The organism is Bradyrhizobium sp. Ken51 (genome assembly GCF_055807435.1).
Map to the genome: position 1 here is coordinate 63678 of NZ_JBVVPB010000015.1, position 18927 is coordinate 82604.

18 protein-coding genes are annotated in these 18927 nt (G+C 64.2%); 11 read left to right on the plus strand and 7 right to left on the minus strand.

Going from position 1 to position 18927, the window contains the following annotated elements; all coding sequences use genetic code 11:
• The first annotated feature begins 35 nt into the window (after positions 1-35).
• From AC0L27_RS24175 to AC0L27_RS24205, 7 genes are all read left to right on the plus strand, one after another.
• Positions 36-1079 (plus strand): C-terminal binding protein, encoded by a 1044-nt coding sequence (locus AC0L27_RS24175; protein WP_473320551.1) that lies wholly within the window; start codon positions 36-38, stop codon positions 1077-1079.
• An 87-nt stretch (positions 1080-1166) separates the two neighbouring features.
• The gene (locus AC0L27_RS24180) at positions 1167-2510 is read left to right on the plus strand and encodes an ABC transporter substrate-binding protein (RefSeq protein WP_354059826.1); all 1344 of its coding nucleotides are present in this window, start codon (positions 1167-1169) and stop codon (positions 2508-2510) included.
• A gap of 136 nt (positions 2511-2646) precedes the next feature.
• Complete coding sequence (locus tag AC0L27_RS24185) at positions 2647-3603, plus strand: carbohydrate ABC transporter permease (protein WP_354204797.1); 957 nt, start codon at positions 2647-2649, stop codon at positions 3601-3603.
• On the plus strand, positions 3596-4492 hold the full coding sequence (locus tag AC0L27_RS24190) for a carbohydrate ABC transporter permease (RefSeq protein ID WP_106942023.1): 897 nt from the start codon (positions 3596-3598) through the stop codon (positions 4490-4492). Before AC0L27_RS24185 ends, AC0L27_RS24190 begins: the two co-directional genes overlap by 8 nt.
• A 132-nt stretch (positions 4493-4624) precedes the next feature.
• Complete coding sequence (locus AC0L27_RS24195; protein WP_354204794.1) at positions 4625-5596, plus strand: MBL fold metallo-hydrolase; 972 nt, start codon at positions 4625-4627, stop codon at positions 5594-5596.
• A 50-nt stretch (positions 5597-5646) separates the two neighbouring features.
• Positions 5647-6651 carry an alpha/beta fold hydrolase gene (locus AC0L27_RS24200; protein ID WP_354204792.1) on the plus strand — a complete coding sequence of 335 codons (1005 nt, stop codon included), beginning with the start codon at positions 5647-5649 and terminating at the stop codon, positions 6649-6651.
• Between the two features lie 103 nt (positions 6652-6754).
• A complete protein-coding gene (locus tag AC0L27_RS24205; protein ID WP_473320553.1) occupies positions 6755-8110 on the plus strand; it encodes an esterase-like activity of phytase family protein in 1356 nt (451 codons plus the stop codon).
• Between the two features lie 164 nt (positions 8111-8274).
• Here AC0L27_RS24205 and AC0L27_RS24210 read toward each other — a convergent pair whose 3' ends face one another.
• The 6 genes from AC0L27_RS24210 to AC0L27_RS24235 all read right to left on the minus strand — a co-directional run bounded on the left by AC0L27_RS24210 (position 8275) and on the right by AC0L27_RS24235 (position 13767).
• Positions 8275-9105 carry an energy transducer TonB family protein gene (locus AC0L27_RS24210; RefSeq protein ID WP_354204788.1) on the minus strand — a complete coding sequence of 277 codons (831 nt, stop codon included), beginning with the start codon at positions 9103-9105 and terminating at the stop codon, positions 8275-8277.
• Positions 9105-9551, minus strand: a complete 447-nt coding sequence (gene exbD, locus AC0L27_RS24215; protein WP_354204786.1) for a TonB system transport protein ExbD — start codon at positions 9549-9551, stop codon at positions 9105-9107. The genes AC0L27_RS24210 and exbD overlap by 1 nt, the downstream gene beginning before the upstream one ends.
• Positions 9552-9554: 3 nt before the next feature.
• Positions 9555-10334, minus strand: coding sequence for a tonB-system energizer ExbB (gene exbB, locus AC0L27_RS24220; protein ID WP_473320554.1), 780 nt, complete (start codon positions 10332-10334; stop codon positions 9555-9557).
• Positions 10335-10361: 27 nt separating this feature from the next.
• Positions 10362-10874, minus strand: a complete 513-nt coding sequence (hutX, locus tag AC0L27_RS24225; RefSeq protein ID WP_354204782.1) for a heme utilization cystosolic carrier protein HutX — start codon at positions 10872-10874, stop codon at positions 10362-10364.
• 29 nt (positions 10875-10903) lie between these two features.
• Positions 10904-11236, minus strand: coding sequence for a heme-degrading protein HmuQ (gene hmuQ / locus AC0L27_RS24230; protein ID WP_354204780.1), 333 nt, complete (start codon positions 11234-11236; stop codon positions 10904-10906).
• Positions 11237-11370: 134 nt separating this feature from the next.
• A complete protein-coding gene (locus AC0L27_RS24235) occupies positions 11371-13767 on the minus strand; it encodes a TonB-dependent hemoglobin/transferrin/lactoferrin family receptor (RefSeq protein ID WP_354204778.1) in 2397 nt (798 codons plus the stop codon).
• Positions 13768-14024: 257 nt separating this feature from the next.
• Between AC0L27_RS24235 and AC0L27_RS24240 the strand changes: the two genes are divergently transcribed.
• The 4 genes from AC0L27_RS24240 to AC0L27_RS24255 are packed head-to-tail and all read left to right on the plus strand — an operon-like array spanning position 14025 to position 17091.
• Positions 14025-14231, plus strand: coding sequence for a hemin uptake protein HemP (locus AC0L27_RS24240; protein WP_354060862.1), 207 nt, complete (start codon positions 14025-14027; stop codon positions 14229-14231).
• Positions 14232-14237: 6 nt separating this feature from the next.
• Positions 14238-15191 (plus strand): heme/hemin ABC transporter substrate-binding protein, encoded by a 954-nt coding sequence (locus AC0L27_RS24245; protein ID WP_473320557.1) that lies wholly within the window; start codon positions 14238-14240, stop codon positions 15189-15191.
• A complete protein-coding gene (locus AC0L27_RS24250) occupies positions 15188-16285 on the plus strand; it encodes a FecCD family ABC transporter permease (RefSeq protein ID WP_354059806.1) in 1098 nt (365 codons plus the stop codon). Before AC0L27_RS24245 ends, AC0L27_RS24250 begins: the two co-directional genes overlap by 4 nt.
• Positions 16282-17091, plus strand: a complete 810-nt coding sequence (locus AC0L27_RS24255) for a heme ABC transporter ATP-binding protein (protein WP_354059804.1) — start codon at positions 16282-16284, stop codon at positions 17089-17091. Before AC0L27_RS24250 ends, AC0L27_RS24255 begins: the two co-directional genes overlap by 4 nt.
• On the opposite strand, the gene AC0L27_RS24260 is transcribed toward AC0L27_RS24255, so the two are convergent.
• Positions 17088-18764, minus strand: coding sequence for a mucoidy inhibitor MuiA family protein (locus AC0L27_RS24260; RefSeq protein WP_473320558.1), 1677 nt, complete (start codon positions 18762-18764; stop codon positions 17088-17090). The genes AC0L27_RS24255 and AC0L27_RS24260 overlap by 4 nt on opposite strands.
• Positions 18765-18927: the final 163 nt, after the last annotated feature.

Below are 18927 nucleotides of genomic sequence, written 5' to 3' on the forward strand. Positions count from 1 at the left end.
CGGGTCACAACAAGAAACCAAATCGGGAGCAGGATATGCCGAAATACAGGGTGGTGACGCCGAAGGGCGCGAGCTTCACGGTCGCGAGCAGCGATTATTCCTACGAGCGCGAAGCGCTCGATCCGATCGACGCCGAGATCGTCGAGGCGCCGGCCGACGAGGCCGGGTTCATTGCCGCCGCGAAGACAGCGGACGCCATCTACGCCAAGGGCATCCCGATCACCAGGACCATCATCGACGCGCTGGAGAGCTGCAAGGTCATTACGCTCGGCTCGGTCGGCGTCGACAGCGTCGACATCAAGGCCGCAACCGCGCGCCGCATTCCCGTCACCAACATCCCCGACACCTTCATCGAGGAGGTCGCCGACCATGCCATGATGCTGCTGCTCGCGGGCTTCCGCCGGCTGGTCGAGCAGGACCGGATGGTACGCAGCGGCCGCTGGGCCGAAGGCCGGCCGGCGCTGTCGAAGATTCCGCGGCTGATGGGCCAGACGCTCGGCTTCATCTCGTTCGGCCGCGTCGCGCGTGCAGTTGCGAAACGCGCAGCTCCGTTCGGCCTGCGGATGATGGCCTACGATCCCTTCATCCAGGAAACGCTGATGTCCGACCACGGCGTGATTCCGGCGACGCTGAACGAGGTGTTGTCGCAATCCGACTTCCTCTCGATGCACGCCCCCGCACGGCCCGAGGTGCATCACATGCTCACCGAGAAGCACTTCCGGCAGATGAAGAAGGGCTCGGTCTTCATCAACACCGGCCGCGGCGCCACCGTGGACGAGGAAAGCCTGATCAAGGCGCTTCAGGAGGGCTGGATCGCCCATGCCGCCCTCGACGTGCTGGAGAAAGAGCCGCCCTCGCACAACAATCCGCTGCTCGGCATGGAAAACGTCACCCTGACCGCCCATGTCGCCTCCGCCTCGGCACGGTTTGACGAGGCGCGCAAGCGCCGGGTGGGCTACGAATTGTCACTGGTGCTTCAGGGCATGTGGCCGGTAAGCTGCGTCAATCCGTCGGTGCTGCAAGACACCGCGCTCCGCCGCTGGCAGCCTGTCAGCATGGACCGCGGCCCGAACAGCTAGGCGGGCGGCCGCGAAGGCGCGCCGGCAACCGGAAAGACCCTTCACCGGCGACCAACGCCGGGAAGGGAAACATATAGGGAGGAACCGATGAGGAACGACATCACACGTCGTGATGCCTTGGCGCTGGGCCTGTCCGCTGCGGCAATCGCGGCAACCGGTGCTCCGGCAAATGCCCAATCCGCGATCAAGGCCGCGGACGTCCCCACACCGAAACTGCCGATCGAGAAAGGCGCATCCCTGCGCATGCTGCGACCGGTACGCTTCGTCCAGGCCGACGAAGATGTATTCCGCGCCAATGCGGCGAAATTCACCAAGGAGACCGGCGTCGAGGTCAAGGTCGATTTCGTCGGCTGGGAGGACATCAACCAGCAGACCGCGGTGACCTCGAATTCCGGCGCCGGTCCCGACATCATCATCGGCTTTTCTGACGCACCGCACATCTATGTCGACAAGCTGGTCGAGCTGACCGACGTCGCCGATTATCTCGGCAAGCGGTACGGCGGCTGGCTGCCGCTGGCGCAGCGCTACGGCAAGAAGAACAAGAGCCCCATTTGGATCGGGCTGCCGTTCGGAGCCACCGCGGGCCCCGTGATCTACCGCAAGTCGATCCTGCAATCGGTCGGCTTCGACAAGGTGCCGGAAGACCATGCCGGAATTCTCGACCTTTGCCAGAAGCTCCAGAAGGCCGGCAAGCCGGCGGGCTTCGCGCTCGGCAACGCCAAGGGAGACGGCAACGGGTTCGCAAGTTGGGCGCTATGGTCGCACAACGCGGCCCTGCTCGACGAAGAGGGCAACGTCGTCATCAACAGCAAGGAGACCATCGCCGCGCTGAACTGGGTCAAGCAGCTCTACCCGACGTTCATCGCCGGCACGACGTCCTGGAATGACGTCAGCAACAACCGCGCCTACGCCGCGCAGGAGATCGCGCTGACCGCCAACGGCGTCTCGCTGTATTTCTCGCTGAAGAACGATCCGGCGACCAAGGCGATCGCCGACGACAGCGAGCATCAGTTGCTGCCGAAGGGCTTGGCCAAGGTCTCTCCGATGGCGGGCCTGACGCTGAACGCCATGGTGTTCAAGCACAGCCAGTACCCCAACGCCGCAAAGGCCTTCCTGCAATACATGCTCGAAAAGGACCAGTACGAGCCGTGGCTCAACGCCAATTCCGGCTACTGGTCCCAGCCGCTGGCCGCCTATGCCGAGGCCTCGGTGTGGTCGCAGGATCCCAAGGTGCAGCTGTTCAAGAACACCATGAACAGCACCTATTACGACGGTTACGCGGGCCCGATCTCGACTGCGACCGGTGCCGTGAGCGCCGACTACGTGCTGATCCAGATGTTCGCATCCGTCGCGACCGGCGCTGCCACGCCGGAAGCCGCGGCCGCGGAAGCCGAGCAGCGCTGCAAGCGGTACTTCCGGCGGCAGAAGTAACGCTGCACAGAAGCACGTCATTGCGAGCGAAGCGAAGCAATCCAGCCTGTTCCCGCGGTCACAGCCTGGATTGCTTCGTCGCTTCGCTCCTCGCAATGACGGGCGTGGTGACTTCCAGAGACGGGACAACAAACCGATGTCCGTGACCACACTTCCCACTCTCGCCCTCGCACAGCGGCAGCCGTCCTGGCTGGTGCGCCTGTTCGACTACAAGCCGGTCCTGATCGTGATGTGCCTCGCACCCGCGATCGGGCTGCTCACGGTGTTTCTGACCTATCCGCTCGGCCTCGGCATCTGGCTCGCCTTCACCGACACCACGATCGGCAGGAAAGGCGTCTTCGTCGGCTTCGAGAATTTCCAGTATCTGCTGACCGATTCCCTGTGGTGGAACGCGGTGTTCTACAGCGTGGTCTACACAGGGATCGCGACCTTCGGGAAGTTCGCGCTGGGCTTCTGGCTCGCACTGCTGCTCAACAACCATTTTCCGTTCAAGAGCCTGTTGCGTGCGATCATCCTGATGCCCTGGATCGTGCCGACGGTGCTCTCGGCGCTGGCGTTCTGGTGGATCTACGATCCGCAGTTCTCGATCATCTCCTACCTTCTGGTCGACGTGCTGCACTGGCGCACCACCAATATCGACTTCCTCGGCTCGCCCTGGCCGGCGCGCTTCTCGCTGATCGCCGCCAATATCTGGCGCGGCATTCCCTTCGTCGCGATCTCGCTGCTGGCGGGCCTGCAGACCATTTCGCCCTCGCTTTACGAGGCCGCGATGCTCGATGGCGCCAGCGCCTGGCAGCGGTTCCGCTACATCACCTTCCCGATGATGATGCCGATCCTCGCCATCGTCATGACCTTCTCGATCATCTTCACCTTCACCGACTTCCAGCTCGTTTACGCCATCACCCGCGGCGGCCCCGGCAACTCGACCCATTTGCTGGCAACCCTGGCCTTCCAGCGCGGCATTGCCGGTGGCGAGCTCGGCGAGGGCGCGGCGATCGCGGTGTCGATGATCCCGTTCCTCGTGTTCGCGACGCTGTTCTCTTATTTCGGCCTGGCGCGCCGCAAATGGCAGCAGGGAGAGAGCAATGACTGATACCGCCGCCCAACCGGCCGCCGTCGCCACCACACCGCCGGACACCATGGCCTGGGATTCCGGGTTGCGGCGGCTGATGATGATCTATCTGCCGCTCGGCTGCTTCGTGCTGATCCTCCTGTTTCCGTTCTACTGGATGACGATCACGTCATTCAAGCCGAACGCAGAGCTGATGAACTACAAGGAGCACAATCCGTTCTGGATCTCCTCGCCGACGCTGGCGCACATCAAGCACCTCTTGTTCAACACCGCCTATCCGCGCTGGCTATGGACGACGATGCTGGTCGCGATCGGCTCGACCACGCTGTCGCTGATCGCGAGCACGCTTGCCGCCTATGCGATCGAACGCCTGCGCTTCCGCGGCAGCCCCTATGTCGGCCTCGGCATTTATCTCGCCTATCTCGTTCCGCCGTCGATCCTGTTCATTCCCCTCGCAACCGTGGTCGTGCAGTTCGGCCTGTTCGACAGCCCGCTCGCCCTGATCCTGGTCTATCCGACCTTCCTGGTGCCGTTCTGCACCTGGCTCCTGATCGGCTATTTCAAGTCGATTCCCTACGAGCTCGAGGAATGCGCTCTGGTGGACGGCGCCACACGGCTCCAGATCCTGCGCCGGATCACGCTGCCACTGGCGGTGCCCGGCCTGATCTCGGCCGGCATCTTCTCCTTCACGCTGTCCTGGAACGAGTTCATCTACGCGCTCGCCTTCATCCAGAGCGGCGCCAACAAGACGGTGCCGGTCGCGATCCTGACCGAGCTCGTCACCGGCGACGTCTACCAGTGGGGGGCGCTGATGGCGGGATCGCTGCTCGGCTCGCTGCCGGTTGCGATCTTCTACTCGCTGTTCGTCGACTACTACGTGTCGTCGCTGACGGGGGCGGTAAAGGAGTAACCCGCGGCTGCGCGCAAGCGCAGTCGATCGTGCTATCGTGATAGACTGCTTGCTGTATTGGCCCCACGCTCCATCGTGACAGCGGGGTCGATCATTGGCGCCTCGATTGTCGCTCGAGAAAGCGAGAATTGCATGCGTTCGCCAAAGCTCCCGTCGTTATCTCGACGCGGTTTCTGCCTGTGTTGCGTCGGCGCCGCTGCGTCCGCCGCTGCTTCGGGATGGCTCAGCCCCAGGCAAGCCTACGCAGAAGCGCGAGGCATCGTCAGCCTGATCAAGGACAGTGCTGCGGTATCGCCGATTGTCACGCACAAGCTCCGAAACAACATCACCGTGCTGGAAGGCTCCGGCGGCAACATCGCCGTGCTGACCGGACCAGATGGCAAAGTCCTGATCGATGCGGGCATCCGCGTCTCACGCCCCCAGCTTACCAAAGCGCTGGCTGATCTGGGCGCCGATCCCGTCACCCATCTCGTCAACACCCACTGGCATTTCGATCATGCCGATGGCAACGAATGGCTGCATGCAGCCGGCGCCAAAATCATTGCGCAGGAAAACACCCGCAAACACCTTGCCGAAGTGCAGCGGGTCGAGGACTGGGACTACAATTTCCTTCCGCTCGGCGCGGGCGGAATCCCCAGCGAAGTCTTTGCCGACAGCCGCGAGCTCAAGCTCAACGGAAGCTCGATCGGCCTGAAGTATTACGGGCCCGCGCACACCGACAGCGATATCTCCGTCACCTTCGCGGAAGCCAACATCGTTCACGTCGCCGACATGTTCTGGAACGGCATCTATCCGTTCATCGACTATTCGACCGGCGGCAGCATCGACGGGATGATCGCTGCATGCGACGCCAATCTCGCGGCGATGGACAAGGACACGATCGTCATCGCCGGGCATGGCAAACCCGTCGGCAACAAAGCCGAGTTCCAGGCTTTTCGCGACATGCTCGTCGGGATTCGCGACAACGTCGCCCGCCTCAAGAAGCAGGGACGAACGCGGGATGAAACCGTTGCGGCGAAGCCGACAGCGGCGTTCGACGCGATATGGGGGCAGTTCGTGATCGATCCCGGCTTCTTCACCCGGCTGGTCTATCAGGGCGTTTGAAAAACGCCTCGCGGCCATCGGCGAACTCATCGTTTTGAAAGGACATTGACATGAAAACCGCGGAGACCACACGCAAGCCATCGCTCCTCGATCGTCGCCGTCTCGTTCTTGGGTTGTCCGGAGCGGCTGTCGCATTTTCTTCGACGGCAGCATCCGCGAAGCCGGAGCGCGACGCACACACCGCCAGTGCCTATCCGGTCACCTATCATCGAACCGCGACCGTCGACGGGATCAAGATCTTCTACCGCGAGGCGGGCCCAAAGGACGCCCCGGTTGTGCTGTTGCTGCACGGCTTCCCGACCTCCTCCCACATGTTCCGCAACCTGATCCCGGCACTGGCCGACAGGTACCACGTGATCGCTCCCGACTATCCTGGATATGGCCAGAGCGAGATGCCACCGCGCGCGACATTCAAGTACACGTTCGATCGTTTCGGCGAGCTTGTCGGCGGCCTGCTCGACCAGCTCGGCGTCACCCGTTATGCGATGTATGTCATGGATTACGGAGCTCCCGTGGGCTGGCGCCTCGCGCTCAAGAATCCGGAGCGCATCAGCGGCCTGATCGTGCAGAACGGCAACGCCTATGATGAAGGGCTGAAGGAGTTCTGGAATCCGATCAAGCAATACTGGGCCGACGGATCCGATGCCAGCCGGCAGGCATTGATGAAGTTGGTCACGCTGGAAACGACGAAATTCCAGTACACCGACGGCATGTCCGACGTCAGCCGGATTTCACCCGACAATTGGGTGCAGGATCAGGCGCTGCTCGACCGTCCCGGCAACAGCGAAATCCAGATGGACCTGTTCTACGACTATCGGACCAATTTGCCGCTCTATCCCGCGGTACAGGCCTATTTCCGCAAGCACAAGCCGCCGACACTGATCGTCTGGGGCAAGAACGATTTCATCTTCCCGGCCGATGGCGCCCATCCCTACAAACGCGACCTGCCCCAAGTGGAATTTCACCTCATCAACACCGGCCATTTCGCGCTCGAGGACAAGTTCGACGAAATGGTCCCGCTGATCCGCGGCTTCCTCTCCCGCAAGATCGCCTGATCATTCCGGAAGAAAATAACCGTCGGCCGCGGCGTTTGGCCCGGCTTCACAAATCTGCAATGCGCAGTCCGCATAAGACGGTCTCCGTTAACAGGAGACGCACATGCGCGCGACTTTTCTTGGCACCGTCGCAACGATCATTCTTACCGCGAGCTCCGCGCTCGCGCAGAGCGAAGGTGAATTCCCCGCCAAGCTCGCCGGCCACGTGGTGATGCCGGCTGCCACGTTCATCGACGCGCCGGCAGACGCGCCCGCCGATCTCAAGACATCCGGCAAATACACCACCGGCAAGCGGGTCGACGCGCTCGGCACGGTGATGGGCAAGTCCTATGAGCGGGCGACCGGCGTGTCGCTGCCGTTCAAGGGCCAGCCGCTGCAGGGTCATTCCGGCATCAAGACCATGCCGGACGGCACCTTCTGGGTCATCACCGACAACGGCATGGGCGCGCGCGCCAATTCACCGGATTCGATGCTGTACCTCAACCGCTACAAGATGGATTGGGCCAGCGGCAAGATCGAGCGGATGGAAACCGTGTTCCTGCACGATCCCGACAGACGCGTGCCGTTTCGCATCGTGCATGAAGACACCGAGAGGCGCTATCTCACCGGCTCCGATTTCGACACCGAGGGTTTTCAGATTATCGGTGACACCTTCTGGATCGGCGACGAGTTCGGCCCCTACATCCTGAAAGCCGACAAGACCGGCAAGATTCTCGGGCTGTTCGAGACGGTCGCCGACGGCAAGCCGGTGCGCTCGCCGGATCATTGGGCGGTGGCGACCCCGGCCGCGCCGGGCGCAACCTACAGCAACGTCAACCTGCGTCGCTCCAAGGGTTATGAGGGCTTCGCCTCCTCGAAGGACGGCAAGTTTCTCTACGGCCTGCTCGAGGGCCCGCTGTGGGATGCCGAGAAGAAGGACTGGGAGAAAGTCGACGGCAAGGAAGCCTCGCGCATCCTCGAATTCGACGTCGCCGCGGAGAAGTTCACCGGCCGCTATTGGCAGTATGTGTTCGAGCAGAACGGCAATGCCATCGGCGACTTCAACATGATCGATCCGAGCGCCGGCCTGATCATCGAGCGCGACAACGGCGAAGGCACGCCCGACAAGGCCTGCCCGCAAGGCACCCGCGGCGAGAACTGCTTCCCTGACGTGGCCAAGTTCAAGCGCGTCTACAAGATCGAGCTCACGGAGGCCAATGTCGGCAAGCCCGTGCGCAAGATCGGCTATATCGACCTCCTGAAGATCAGGGATCCCGACAAGAAGGCGAAGAAGCCGCTCAATGACGGCGTCTACACCTTCCCGTTCTTCACCATCGAGAACGTCGATCGTGTCGATGAAACCCACATCATCGTCGGCAACGACAACAATCTGCCGTTCTCGTCCAGCCGCGATCCCAACAAGGCCGACGACGACGAGTTCATGCTGCTCGATGTCGCGGATTTTCTGAAGGCGAAATAAGCTGACGCTCTCTCCTCTCCCTCTCCCCGCGGTTGCGGGGAGAGGGTTGGGGTGAGGGGCTCTATCCACGAAGCAGGCAATAGTGCGACGCGCGGAGAGTCCCCCCTCACCCGGCGCTTCGCGCCGACCTCTCCCCGCGAGCCGGGCGAGGTGAAGAGACCGAGCTACCTCACCGTAAACTCCACCGGAATCGTAAAGCTCATCACGCCGTTCTTGATCTCGTCCGGGATCGGCGGAAATGGCGAGGCCTGGCGGGCCATCGACATGGCCTGGGCGTCGAACGCGGCAACACCGGACGAGCCACTGAGCCGGCTCGACGTGACCTGTCCGCTGCGGCTGACGGTGAAGCTGAGCCTGGCAACGCCGCGCTGACCGCCGCCGCCGGACGGATATTGGTGGAAGCGCATCAGATGCGCGCGAACCCGCTGATTATAGGATGCGATCACGGCGGCCACCGCGCCGGCGCTCATCGCGGATGCCATCGGCACCTCACGCTCGGCGCGCGGCGGAGCGCTGGTGCGCGGTGCGGGCATCGCCTCCGACGGCTTCCTGGCCTCGCGACGAACCAGCTTCGGCTTCGCCGGCGCAGGCTTTTCGACCGGCGCGATCTGCGCCGGCTCGGGCTTGGCCGGTGTCGGCTCCAGCTTCTGCTCCGGCGGCGCGACGACGTCCGGCTTCTCCTGCGGAGGCGTCGGCGCGATGGTCTCCTCGACGGCCTGCTGCTGCACCGGCTCCGGCGGCGAGGCGTCGGCCTCCTGCATCACCGGTCCCGGCGCGACGTCGTCCTGCACCGAATGCGGTGCCGACGTCACCGGCGCCATATCGATCATGATCGCCGGCAGGCTGACGCCCCGCTCGGGCTGCGATTTGAGCCAACTCGTCGCAAGAAGCGCGGCCGCGACGTGCAACGCCACGATCACCGCGGCCGCTACGCTCCATTGTGCCCCCTCCCGCTCGCCGAGCGGCTCGTGCAGGGCAAAGGCGTTCGCGACCATCAGCTGCGTCCGTCGAGGCCGACCAGCGCAACTTTCAGATAGCCGGCGTTGCGCAAGCTGTTCATCACCTCCATCAGGTCGCCATAGGAGACGGCCTTGTCGGCGCGCAGATAGATGCGCTCGTCCTTGCGGCCCTTGGTGGCGGAATCGAGCGAGGTGCCGAGCGCATCGCGGGCGACGACGTCCTCGCCGACCGCGATCGAGAGATCCGGCTTCACGGTGAGGAAGACCGGCTTGTCCGGCCGCGGCGCCGGCTCGGCCGCGGTCGCCGGCAGCTCGACCCCGATGTCGACGGTGGCAAGTGGGGCAGCCACCATGAAGATGATCAGCAGCACCAGCATCACGTCGATGAACGGCGTGACGTTGATCTCATGGGTGACGTCGAGATCATCCGGATCGCCGCGCTTGAGCGGCGATCCCGACCGTGCGCCGAGCTTCGCGGCCATGGCCTACTCCGCCGCCCGCGCCATGCGGAACTCCCTGTGGTCGCGCTGCCGGCTCACCAGCAACATGAGCTGCGCCGAGGCATCGCCCAACAGCGCCCGGTAATTGGCGATCCCGCGGACGAGGTGATTGTAGATCACGACCGCCGGAATCGCGGCGACGAGGCCGAGCGCGGTCGCGAGCAGCGCTTCCGCGATACCGGGCGCGACCACTGCGAGGCTCGTGGTGTGGCTCTCGGAGATACGGATGAAGGAATTCATGATGCCCCAGACCGTGCCGAACAGACCGACGAATGGCGCCGTGGCGCCGATGGTCGCAAGCACGCCGGTGCCGCGCGCGATCTGCCGCGACATCGCGGCTTCGACCCGCTCCAGCCGCAACGCCACGCGTTCCTGAAGGCCGTCGTCGAGGATACCGCCGGAGAGCTCTGCTTCCTTCACGCAGGACTGGATGAGCTGGGCGACGGCGTCGTGTGCGTCGCCGGTCTGTTCTGCCGCCTCGATCAGCTTGATGTTGCCTTCGAGCGCGCGCGTCCGCTGCAAGGCGAGCGCGCCTTTGCGGCGTAGTTCGATGGACTTGGCGAGCCACACAGTCCACGTCACCAGCGAGGCGACGGCGAGCCCCACCATCACCGTCTTCACGATGATATCGGCGCCGAGGAACATGCCCCAGGGCGACAAATTGCGCGGCAACAGCGCTTCGTCGATCGCGAAAGCTGGAGTCGGTGCGAGCGCCGCCAGCAGGATGGATCCAATCATGTGCCGAAGGCTGGAAATGCTTCGCATGCCTGATCTCCCGACAGACAGAGAAAGCTACGCGGCCGGCGCGGCCGTGCGATCCGCAAGCTGCCGGAACCGCACAAGCTGGTCCGCACGCAGCGCCCGAGTCTCGTCGCGCCCGACGAAGACCTTGAACATGATGCCGCCGTCCGCATTGACAAAGGCGACGAAGGCGGAAGTCTTGCCCATGAACGGACGCTCGACGAAAACAACGGCCGCACAGCGCTCGTGGCGGAGATGGCCGTGCAAGCCCTTCGGCTGCATCAGGTTGAAATAGCCGCGGCCGATCTCGCCCGCGGGAATCGCGCCGGTGAACTCGAAGATCGCGTCATCCGTGTGCACGATCAGCGTCACCTCGCCCCACGCGGCAATGTCCTGCATGGCGGCGACGAAATGCCCGCCGCCCCCCACCCGAACCATCGACGACGGCAGCGCCTCGATCACCGCACGCGACGTGACCTTGCGCTCGCGCGCGACGTCCTCGATCACCGCGCCGGGGTTGTCGGCCATATACGCCTTGAGATCGGCGAGATCGGTGCTCAGCATGTCCAGCTCCTTTCGTGTTTCGCGCTGCCTCAGGCAGCCGCGGCCTTGCGCTCGCTCTGGATCACCTCGAAACCTTCGAACTTGGGATGGCCGAGATAGAGGCTCTCGCCGGTCGGATTGTCGGCGCGGGCATGGGCACGACGAAACTGATCCGAGCGCGTCCAGGCCTCGAACGTCGCCTTGTCGACCCAGGTGGTGTGCGAGGAATAGAGCGTGTGATCCTCGGCCTCGGGGCCTTTCAAGAGATGAAACTCGACGAAGCCCGGCATGCTGCCGAGATAGGATTCCCGGGTAGCCCAGACGGTTTCGAACGCGGTCTCCGCGCCCTTCTTCACTTGAAAACGGTTCATGGCGATGAACATTCGACTCTTCTCCTGTCAGTCATGCAGATCGGCGAACGCCGATCGGGTCTTCAGAACGCGCCGAAACCACGCCGGGGACATCGGCGTGGCTTTGGAGGCCGATGCGGCCCCCATCGGGATCGCCGGCAGTCTGTTTAGGTGCCGCCAAAGTGGTACTTGAGGCCTCCCTTGATCACGAGCCCCGCGCCGGCGCTCGCCCATTTCACGTCGTTCTGCGTATCGCCGGTACTGCCGACCGGAATGGCGTAAGGCCGGTAGTACCGGTTGAAGAGATTCTCGACCGAGAAATTGAGCGTGAGGTCGGACGTCGGCTGATATTGGGCATAGAGATTCACGAGATCGTACGAGGTCGCCGGAGTGTAGCTCAGTGGGATGTCGTAATTGGCGATGGCCGATGTCCACATCACCGAGAGGATCAGGGTACGGTCGAGCAGGCGCACGCCGGCCGTCGTGGTGATCTTCTGCGGTGGAACGCTGTACAGGCCAAACCCCGTCTGCAGGTTCTTGCCATTTTGATAAGTGCCGGAGAGACCGAGGAACCAGAGGTTTGCGTCGTACATCGCCTCGGCTTCCAGGCCCTGAATGCGTGCCGACGCCACATTCTGATATTGCAGGAACGGCAGCACGGTGATGCTCGGTGCCGGCGGCGGACCGGTGGGAACGACCAGGGGATTTCCGTAGGCGACCTGATCGATGAAGTCCGTTATGTCGTTGCGGAATACGTTGATCTTGCCGCGCAGCGTATCACCCGGAGTGAACAGGTCATTCTTCTTGATGTTGAAGCCGATCTCCTTGTTCTTGCCGACCTCGGGCCGCAGGTTCGGATTGGGCACGAAGCAGAAAGTCGAATCCGCGCCCGGTCCCGGTGTGCCTGACGGACAGCGGAAGAAGGAGTCGTTGATCGTGGCACCCGAATGCGGCCCGCTGACCAGCGTCTCCGTGATCGATGGAGCGCGATAGCCTTCGGCATAGCTGACATACGGCGTCACGACCGCGGTGGGAACAAGCGCAACCGTGATCTTCGGCGACAGCCGATCGCCGCCGGACGACGAGGAAGCCGAGGAAAGCTGATAGTTATCGTACCGGAGCGCGCCGATCACCTCGAGCATCGAGGTATAGTTCGCCTTCCACTGCACGAAACCGCCAGACACCGTGCGTTGACCGCCGGGCGTCGTGACCTCCGACGTGCCGGTCGTGTCGCGCGACGATACCTTGTCCTGGAACGCGTCCAGTCCGTAGGTCAACGCGTGACGCCAGCTTCCGGTCTCGAAGCGCGACGTGTTGTGCACGTCGACGCCAATCGTGTCGAGCAGATATCCGCGATTACTGCCGATACAGCCCGACACGGCATTTCCAGGCACGCCGCCGCAATAGACCGACGGCGTTACGCTCGTATGCGCGCTCTTGACCTGATCGTTCTCGGTGCGATTCCAGTACACCTTCGCGTCCCAATCGACCCATGGATTGTCCGGCTGTGAATATTTCCAGCCGAGCGTCGTGGTGTAGTTCTTGACATTGGATGCGTAGATCGACGTGCCGCCGAGATTGTTGGTGCCGTTCGCATTGGTCGAGTTGGGATCACCGACGCGCCGTGGCGGCTGGCCCACGCGGTAGATGTCTTCCTGGAAGATCGTGCCGAGCTTGACCTCGTGCCCGTCCGCAGGCCGCACCGTCAGCTTGGCGATGCCGCTCGTGAGGCGGTTGCCCGTATTGGCAACCTCGAAGCCCGTGCCGTCCTTGTAGTTCTCCTGCGTGGAGTAGGTGCCGCCGGCGAACACGTCGACATCCGGATTGACGCGGACGCCGCCGAAGGCTGAGCCGAGCGCACGCCCGTAATTGCTGCCAAGGATGGTCTTGACGTCCACGCCCCATCGCTCTCCCGCGCGCACGACATCCTCGATGTCCTTGGTACGGAACGACGCCACACCTCCGATCGCACCGGAGCCGTAGATGTTGGCGGTGGGGCCACGGACGATGTCGATGCCGCCGATCAGCTCGGGATTGAGGAAGAACGAGCCGTTTGCGAAATGACCGGTCCGCTGATAGTTCTGCCGCGCGCCGTCGACGACGACAGCGACACGGCCGAAATCCTGCAAGCCGCGGATGTTGATCGAGGTCGACGGCTCGTCGCCGCGATTCTGAACCCACACGCCCGGCACGTTGTAGATGAGATCGCCGACGGTACTGGCCTGCCGCGCCTCGATCTGCGCCGACGTCACGACGCTGACCGGCGCAAGCGCATCGACGGCACGCTCCTCGGTCTTTGAGGCCGCGGCCGTGATGGTGTCGAGCGCTTGAACGGGCGCGACGCCGCCGGCCTGGGCGCGGGCGTTCATGGCATCGGGCGCCGCCTGCTGCGCGACCCGCGGCTTGGGCTGCTTGCGCTTGGCCTGCTTCGGCCGCTCCGGCGACACACTCTCGGCTTGCGGCTGAGCAGTCTGCGCGAGGCCGCTCTCCGTCACCAATGCCGCAATTGAAACCACCGACGCGCCCAAAATAAGGGCGCGCGAATACCTAGCCCCGTCAGCCATATCAGCCCCAGCCTGCACTTCACTTTTTGGAGTCTTTTGGCTGGCGTGCGTTCGCAAAGCGAACGACTGGCTGGCTGATGTTCTCGAGACGCGGACAAGCTGTCCGCTGCCTTAATTGGTTACGTGGCAACACTTCGACGGTCAATGACATCAGGTTGCAGTTTATATCGATTGTAAATCGTCGCCGTTGGAATGCGCTTCGCGCCGCTTATACAAGCAAGACGCATCTGAAATTTCGAAAGCGCATCACACCTACCATGTCAGCAACGTCCGGAGACAGCGACGGCGATGCGGCAGGGCCGACACAAAGCCCTTCTGCAACAACGAGAACCCTCATTATGCGAGGGAGCCGGATCGACAGCCGCGAGCTGTTTGCGGCCGAGCGCGAGATCATCATCGCGCATGGCGAGGACAATTATCGCCTGCGTTTGACCTCGCAGAACAAGCTGATCCTGACGAAGTAACCTGCAATGGCATTTTGTCGCACCCTCAAGAAGCTCCTGCTCTCCGGCACGATCGCGTTCGCGTCCAGCGCGTACGCCGCCGGTATCACCGTGCATGACGCGCGCAACCGCGATGTCGCTGTCGCCGACTTTGCACGGACCGTCTCGATCGGCGGCGCCATCACCGAGATTCTCTATGCGCTCGGGCTCGAGAGCCGGCTGGTCGGTGTCGACACCACGAGTCTTTATCCGGCAGCGGCGCTGCGCGACAAACCTAATGTCGGCTACATGCGCCAGATTTCAGCCGAGGGCGTGCTCGGCCTCAACCCCACTCTGATCCTGGCGATCCAGGGGTCGGGCCCGCGCGAGACCATGGACCTGCTGGAGACGGCGAAGGTGCCGCTGGTGCTGGTGCCGGAGACTTTCACTGAGGACGGCCTGATCGAGAAAATAGGACTGGTCGGCCATGCCATGGGCGTCGACGCGCGCGCCGAATGTCTGAGCGCCGCGGTCAGCGCCGATCTCGCGCAGCTGCGCGCACTGCGCGCCAAGGTGACGAAGCCGGTCCGCGTGATGTTCGTGATGTCGCTCCAGAACGGACGCGCCATGGTCGCCGGCCACAAGACCGCCGCCGACGAGATCATCCAGCTCGCGGGCGCCGCCAATGCCGTGGACGACTACGACGGCTACAAGATCATCGGCGACGAGGCGATCGTAGCGGCGAAGCCCGATGTCGTGCTCTCGATCGAGCGCGGCAAGGACTCACTCCAGGCCGACGCGATCTATGCCCATCCCGGCTTTGCGTTGACGCCGGTCGCAGCCAACAAGAGTTTCATCACGATGAACGGGCTCTACCTGCTCGGCTTCGGGCCGCGCACCGCGGCGGCGGCGCGCGATCTCTCCGTCAAGCTCTATCCGGCATTGTCCGACCGGGGTGGTACGTTCGCCTCGGCCTTGTCGGCGGCGAACTGCCGGCAATGAGTGTTGCGGTCGGGACTGGAGCGCGTAGCGCTGCGCAACGCGCCGGCAGGGGACGCAGGTTCGGGTCGGTTGCGCTTCCCCTTCTCCTCGCGGCGCTCGCCGTCATGGCGACCGTTGCGCTAACCGTCGGCGCGGCCGGCATTCCCCTCTCGCGGCTGCCTGCCGCGCTCGGCTTTGCCGGCAACGCAGCCGCCGATGCCATGACTGCCCGTGACCAGCTCGTACTGTGGTCGATCCGCATCCCCCGGATCGCGGCGACCGCGATAGTCGGCGGCCTGCTCGCCGCGGCCGGCGCAATCATGCAGGGCCTGTTCCGCAATCCGCTCGCCGATCCTGCGCTGGTCGGCGTCTCCAGCGGCGGCGCGCTCGCGGCCGCAAGTGCCATTGTCTTCACCGATTCACGCCTGGGCGAGACGCTGCATTTCCTGCAGACCGAGCTGTTGCCGCTTGCGGCTTTTGCGGGATCGCTGGTCACGACCGCGACCCTCTACGGCATCTCCAGCCGCTCGGGGCGGACCTCGATCGCAATCTTCCTGCTCGCCGGCGTTGCCATCACCGCGATCACCAATGCCGGCATCGGCCTGCTGGTGTTCGTCGCCGACGACCGCCAGCTCCGCGACATCACGTTCTGGCTGCTGGGCTCGATGAGCGGCGCGACCTGGACCAAGGCCGCCGTGCTCGCGCCCATCCTGGTCGTCGGGCTCTTGGCCTGCACCTACATCGCGCGCGGTCTCGATCTCCTGGTGCTCGGCGAGGCCGACGCCTTTCATGGCGGCGTCGACGTCGAGCGGCTGAAGCGGATCTCGATCGTCATGGTCTCCGCCATGACCGGCGTCGCGGTGTCGATCAGCGGCGTCATCGGCTTTGTCGGCATTGTCGTGCCGCATTTGTTGCGCCTCGTCATCGGCCCGACGCACAGCCTGCTGCTTCCGGCCTCGGTGCTGCTCGGTGCGATCCTGATGGTCGGCGCCGACACGCTGGCGCGCACCATCGTGGCGCCGGCGGAAATGCCGATCGGCATCTTGACCGCCGCGGTCGGCGCCCCCCTCTTCCTAGGGATTCTGCTGCGGCAGCGCGGGCTGGCCTCGCTATGAGCGCCGTGATCGAAGCCCGTGCTTTAACCAAGCGCGCCGGACGCGCGACGCTACTCGATGGCGTCGACCTGAGCGTGGGGGCCGGCGAGATGGTCGCCATCATCGGTCCGAACGGCGCCGGCAAGTCGACGCTGCTGCGGCTGCTCTCGGGCGACCTCCGCCCGAGCGAAGGCGAGGTGCGGCTGCAGCAGCGCGATCTCCGCAGCTATACGCCACGCGAACTCGCCGCGCGCCGCACGATGTTGTCCCAGCACATCAACGTCACCTTCCCCTTCACGGTCGGGGAGATCGTGCTGATGGGCGCGGGCGACCGCAGCTTGCGCGATCCCGGTCCGCTTGTCGATGCCGCACTGGACGAGGTTGGCCTGACGAAATTTCGCGAACGACAATTGCCGACGCTGTCAGGCGGCGAGCAGCAGCGCGCCCATTTCGCCCGCGTGCTGGTGCAGCTCGCCTGCGGCGAGGCCGAGCACGGACCGGGCCTTCTGCTGCTGGACGAGCCGACCTCGAGCCTCGACCTGCGTCACCAGATCGACCTCGTCGAAGCCGCGCGCCGCCGCGCGGCGGATGGCACCGCCGTCATCGCGATCCTGCACGATCTCAATCTTGCGATCCGATTTGCCGACCGGTTGGTCGTGCTGAACCGCGGCCGGCTCGCCTCCGACGGCCCGCGCGCCGATGTCGTCACACGCGAGACCATCCGCGACATCTTCGAGATCGACGCCGTCGTCCATCAGGCTGACGACGGCGTACCTTACGTGTTGCCGCAATCGATGCGCGCGGTGCCGCCTGTGGCGGGAATTTAGCCCGCCGGCACGATCACCATACTCTTGTCCTTCGGCCAACGGATGCGCCAGGCGAAGTTGATGTCCTTGACCTCACCGGGCTTGGCGTCGAACGACCATTCCAGGACGCCGCGCCGGTCACGAATGTTGCTTGCGGTCGGCGGCGTGGTCGCAGGCAGCATCTCGACGAGGATGTCCTCGCTCTCGCTGATCGGCAACTGGTCCTCGATCGCGACCTTGATCGGGAAGTCGTGACCATTGCGGATCGTCGTCTTGAACGATCGCTCGTCGGTCTTCGACGTCGTGACCAGGAGACCGGCCGACCCTTCGTTGCGCTTGAGCACCGCGCGCTCGATCCTGACCTTGTCGTCTGCGCCGAAGCCGAGCCGCACAATATCGTCCTTGGCCGAAGGCGAGAGCTTGCCGCGGCCGACGAAGGTTCCATCGCGATAAATTGCGACCTTGCCCGGCAACAGGCTCGTGTCGTCGGCCTGCTTGAAGCTGGCTTCGAGGAAGGCGGTGGGATCCATCACCGGTGCCGCGCGCACCGTGAGATCGGCGGGCACGGTCACCGAGGCGATGCGCAGGCTCTTGGCGCCCTCGGCGGCGCCGAGGCTGACGCGGCCGGGAATTTTGTAGGTAGCCTGGAAGTCCCCGATCTCGGCGACCGCCTGCTGTTCTTCGGCGCGCTCGCGAATGTCGTCGGCCGCCTTGGCCGCGGACGTTTCCATCTTTCGCTGCTGCATTGGCGCCGCCGCAGGCATTGACGAATCCGAAAGCGAACCCAGCGCCCGCGGCCTCGGTACCTGCGGATATTGTGCGACCAGCGAATTCAGCTCCGGCGCGCTGCCGCCGCGGCCGATGCGGACCGTGGAGACGCCGAGCGTGACGTTGGACCAGTCCTCGCCGGTTGATTGCGTGACCTCGGCGCGGCGGACCAATTCGAGCTGCGGCTTGCGGTCCTTGGCGCCGGTGTCGAGCCGGGCGTCATAGAGCGGCAGCCATCGGGCGTTGCGGACATTGTAGGTGACCCTCAACGTCGCCTTGGTTGCTGCCGGCGCGGCGATGTCCATGCGGACTTCGAGCTTGCTCGGCGGCTTGGCCTTCCTCTCGACTTCGAGCTGGGCGATCTGCCGATCAATCTCGCGCATCTTGCGCGTGGCGTCGCGGACGGCGGTATCGGCGCTCGCAATTTCCTCACCGACGGTGGCAAAGGCCGTGCGCCATTCGGCAATCGGCCGCGCCTCGCCCTTGTCGCCAATGCCCGCGGGCGACGCTTCCGCAAAATGCTCCGCGAATTTGCGCCGCGCATTGGCCGAGTCGATCGCGCCTTGCAGGTCGGCGCGCTGGTCGTTCAGCGCCTCGATGCGCTTGTCCAGCTCCGGCAAATTGACCGGCGCCGCACGCGGTGTTCGCGCATCGATCGTGCCGATGGTGAGCTTCGCTCCCCCCTCGCCCTCCACCCGGATCGAGGAGGTGTCGAGACCAAGCGGGAAGTCCTTGGCAATGAGCGTCGAGTCACCAGACGGCAGGTCCACCGCGATGACGCGGGTGACGGTCGCGCCATCGGGGTAAACGGTGACGGTATCGATGGCCAATGTGGCGTCCAATTCTGCGGCCCATGACGGCGACGCGAATGCCGTGGTCAACAGAACCAGGCTCGTCGTTGCCAAACATTTTGCGGTGATGCGCATCAAGTCCCTCCTCCAACTCATCGCCGCCGCCAGCCGGACGCGCGATCCAATGCCTCGCCAACATGGTTGGACGCGGCAGGGAAGGAATTGGTTCGATTGGGGTTTCCGTGGGGCGTCGCCGCGGCGGCAGCAAGGCCCGCAATATGTCGTCGGCCCGCGACGA

Excerpts from the sequence above, each read along its gene's own strand:
- AC0L27_RS24175 (WP_473320551.1), top strand. The coding sequence starts at position 36 with ATGCCGAAATACAGGGTGGTGACGCCGAAGGGCGCGAGCTTCACGGTC.
- AC0L27_RS24180 (WP_354059826.1), top strand. The coding sequence starts at position 1,167 with ATGAGGAACGACATCACACGTCGTGATGCCTTGGCGCTGGGCCTGTCC.
- AC0L27_RS24185 (WP_354204797.1), top strand. The coding sequence starts at position 2,647 with ATGTCCGTGACCACACTTCCCACTCTCGCCCTCGCACAGCGGCAGCCG.
- AC0L27_RS24190 (WP_106942023.1), top strand. The coding sequence starts at position 3,596 with ATGACTGATACCGCCGCCCAACCGGCCGCCGTCGCCACCACACCGCCG.
- AC0L27_RS24195 (WP_354204794.1), top strand. The coding sequence starts at position 4,625 with ATGCGTTCGCCAAAGCTCCCGTCGTTATCTCGACGCGGTTTCTGCCTG.
- AC0L27_RS24200 (WP_354204792.1), top strand. The coding sequence starts at position 5,647 with ATGAAAACCGCGGAGACCACACGCAAGCCATCGCTCCTCGATCGTCGC.
- AC0L27_RS24205 (WP_473320553.1), top strand. The coding sequence starts at position 6,755 with ATGCGCGCGACTTTTCTTGGCACCGTCGCAACGATCATTCTTACCGCG.
- AC0L27_RS24210 (WP_354204788.1), bottom strand. The coding sequence starts at position 9,105 with ATGGTCGCGAACGCCTTTGCCCTGCACGAGCCGCTCGGCGAGCGGGAG.
- exbD (WP_354204786.1), bottom strand. The coding sequence starts at position 9,551 with ATGGCCGCGAAGCTCGGCGCACGGTCGGGATCGCCGCTCAAGCGCGGC.
- exbB (WP_473320554.1), bottom strand. The coding sequence starts at position 10,334 with ATGCGAAGCATTTCCAGCCTTCGGCACATGATTGGATCCATCCTGCTG.
- hutX (WP_354204782.1), bottom strand. The coding sequence starts at position 10,874 with ATGCTGAGCACCGATCTCGCCGATCTCAAGGCGTATATGGCCGACAAC.
- hmuQ (WP_354204780.1), bottom strand. The coding sequence starts at position 11,236 with ATGTTCATCGCCATGAACCGTTTTCAAGTGAAGAAGGGCGCGGAGACC.
- AC0L27_RS24235 (WP_354204778.1), bottom strand. The coding sequence starts at position 13,767 with ATGGCTGACGGGGCTAGGTATTCGCGCGCCCTTATTTTGGGCGCGTCG.
- AC0L27_RS24240 (WP_354060862.1), top strand. The coding sequence starts at position 14,025 with ATGTCAGCAACGTCCGGAGACAGCGACGGCGATGCGGCAGGGCCGACA.
- AC0L27_RS24245 (WP_473320557.1), top strand. The coding sequence starts at position 14,238 with ATGGCATTTTGTCGCACCCTCAAGAAGCTCCTGCTCTCCGGCACGATC.
- AC0L27_RS24250 (WP_354059806.1), top strand. The coding sequence starts at position 15,188 with ATGAGTGTTGCGGTCGGGACTGGAGCGCGTAGCGCTGCGCAACGCGCC.
- AC0L27_RS24255 (WP_354059804.1), top strand. The coding sequence starts at position 16,282 with ATGAGCGCCGTGATCGAAGCCCGTGCTTTAACCAAGCGCGCCGGACGC.
- AC0L27_RS24260 (WP_473320558.1), bottom strand. The coding sequence starts at position 18,764 with ATGCGCATCACCGCAAAATGTTTGGCAACGACGAGCCTGGTTCTGTTG.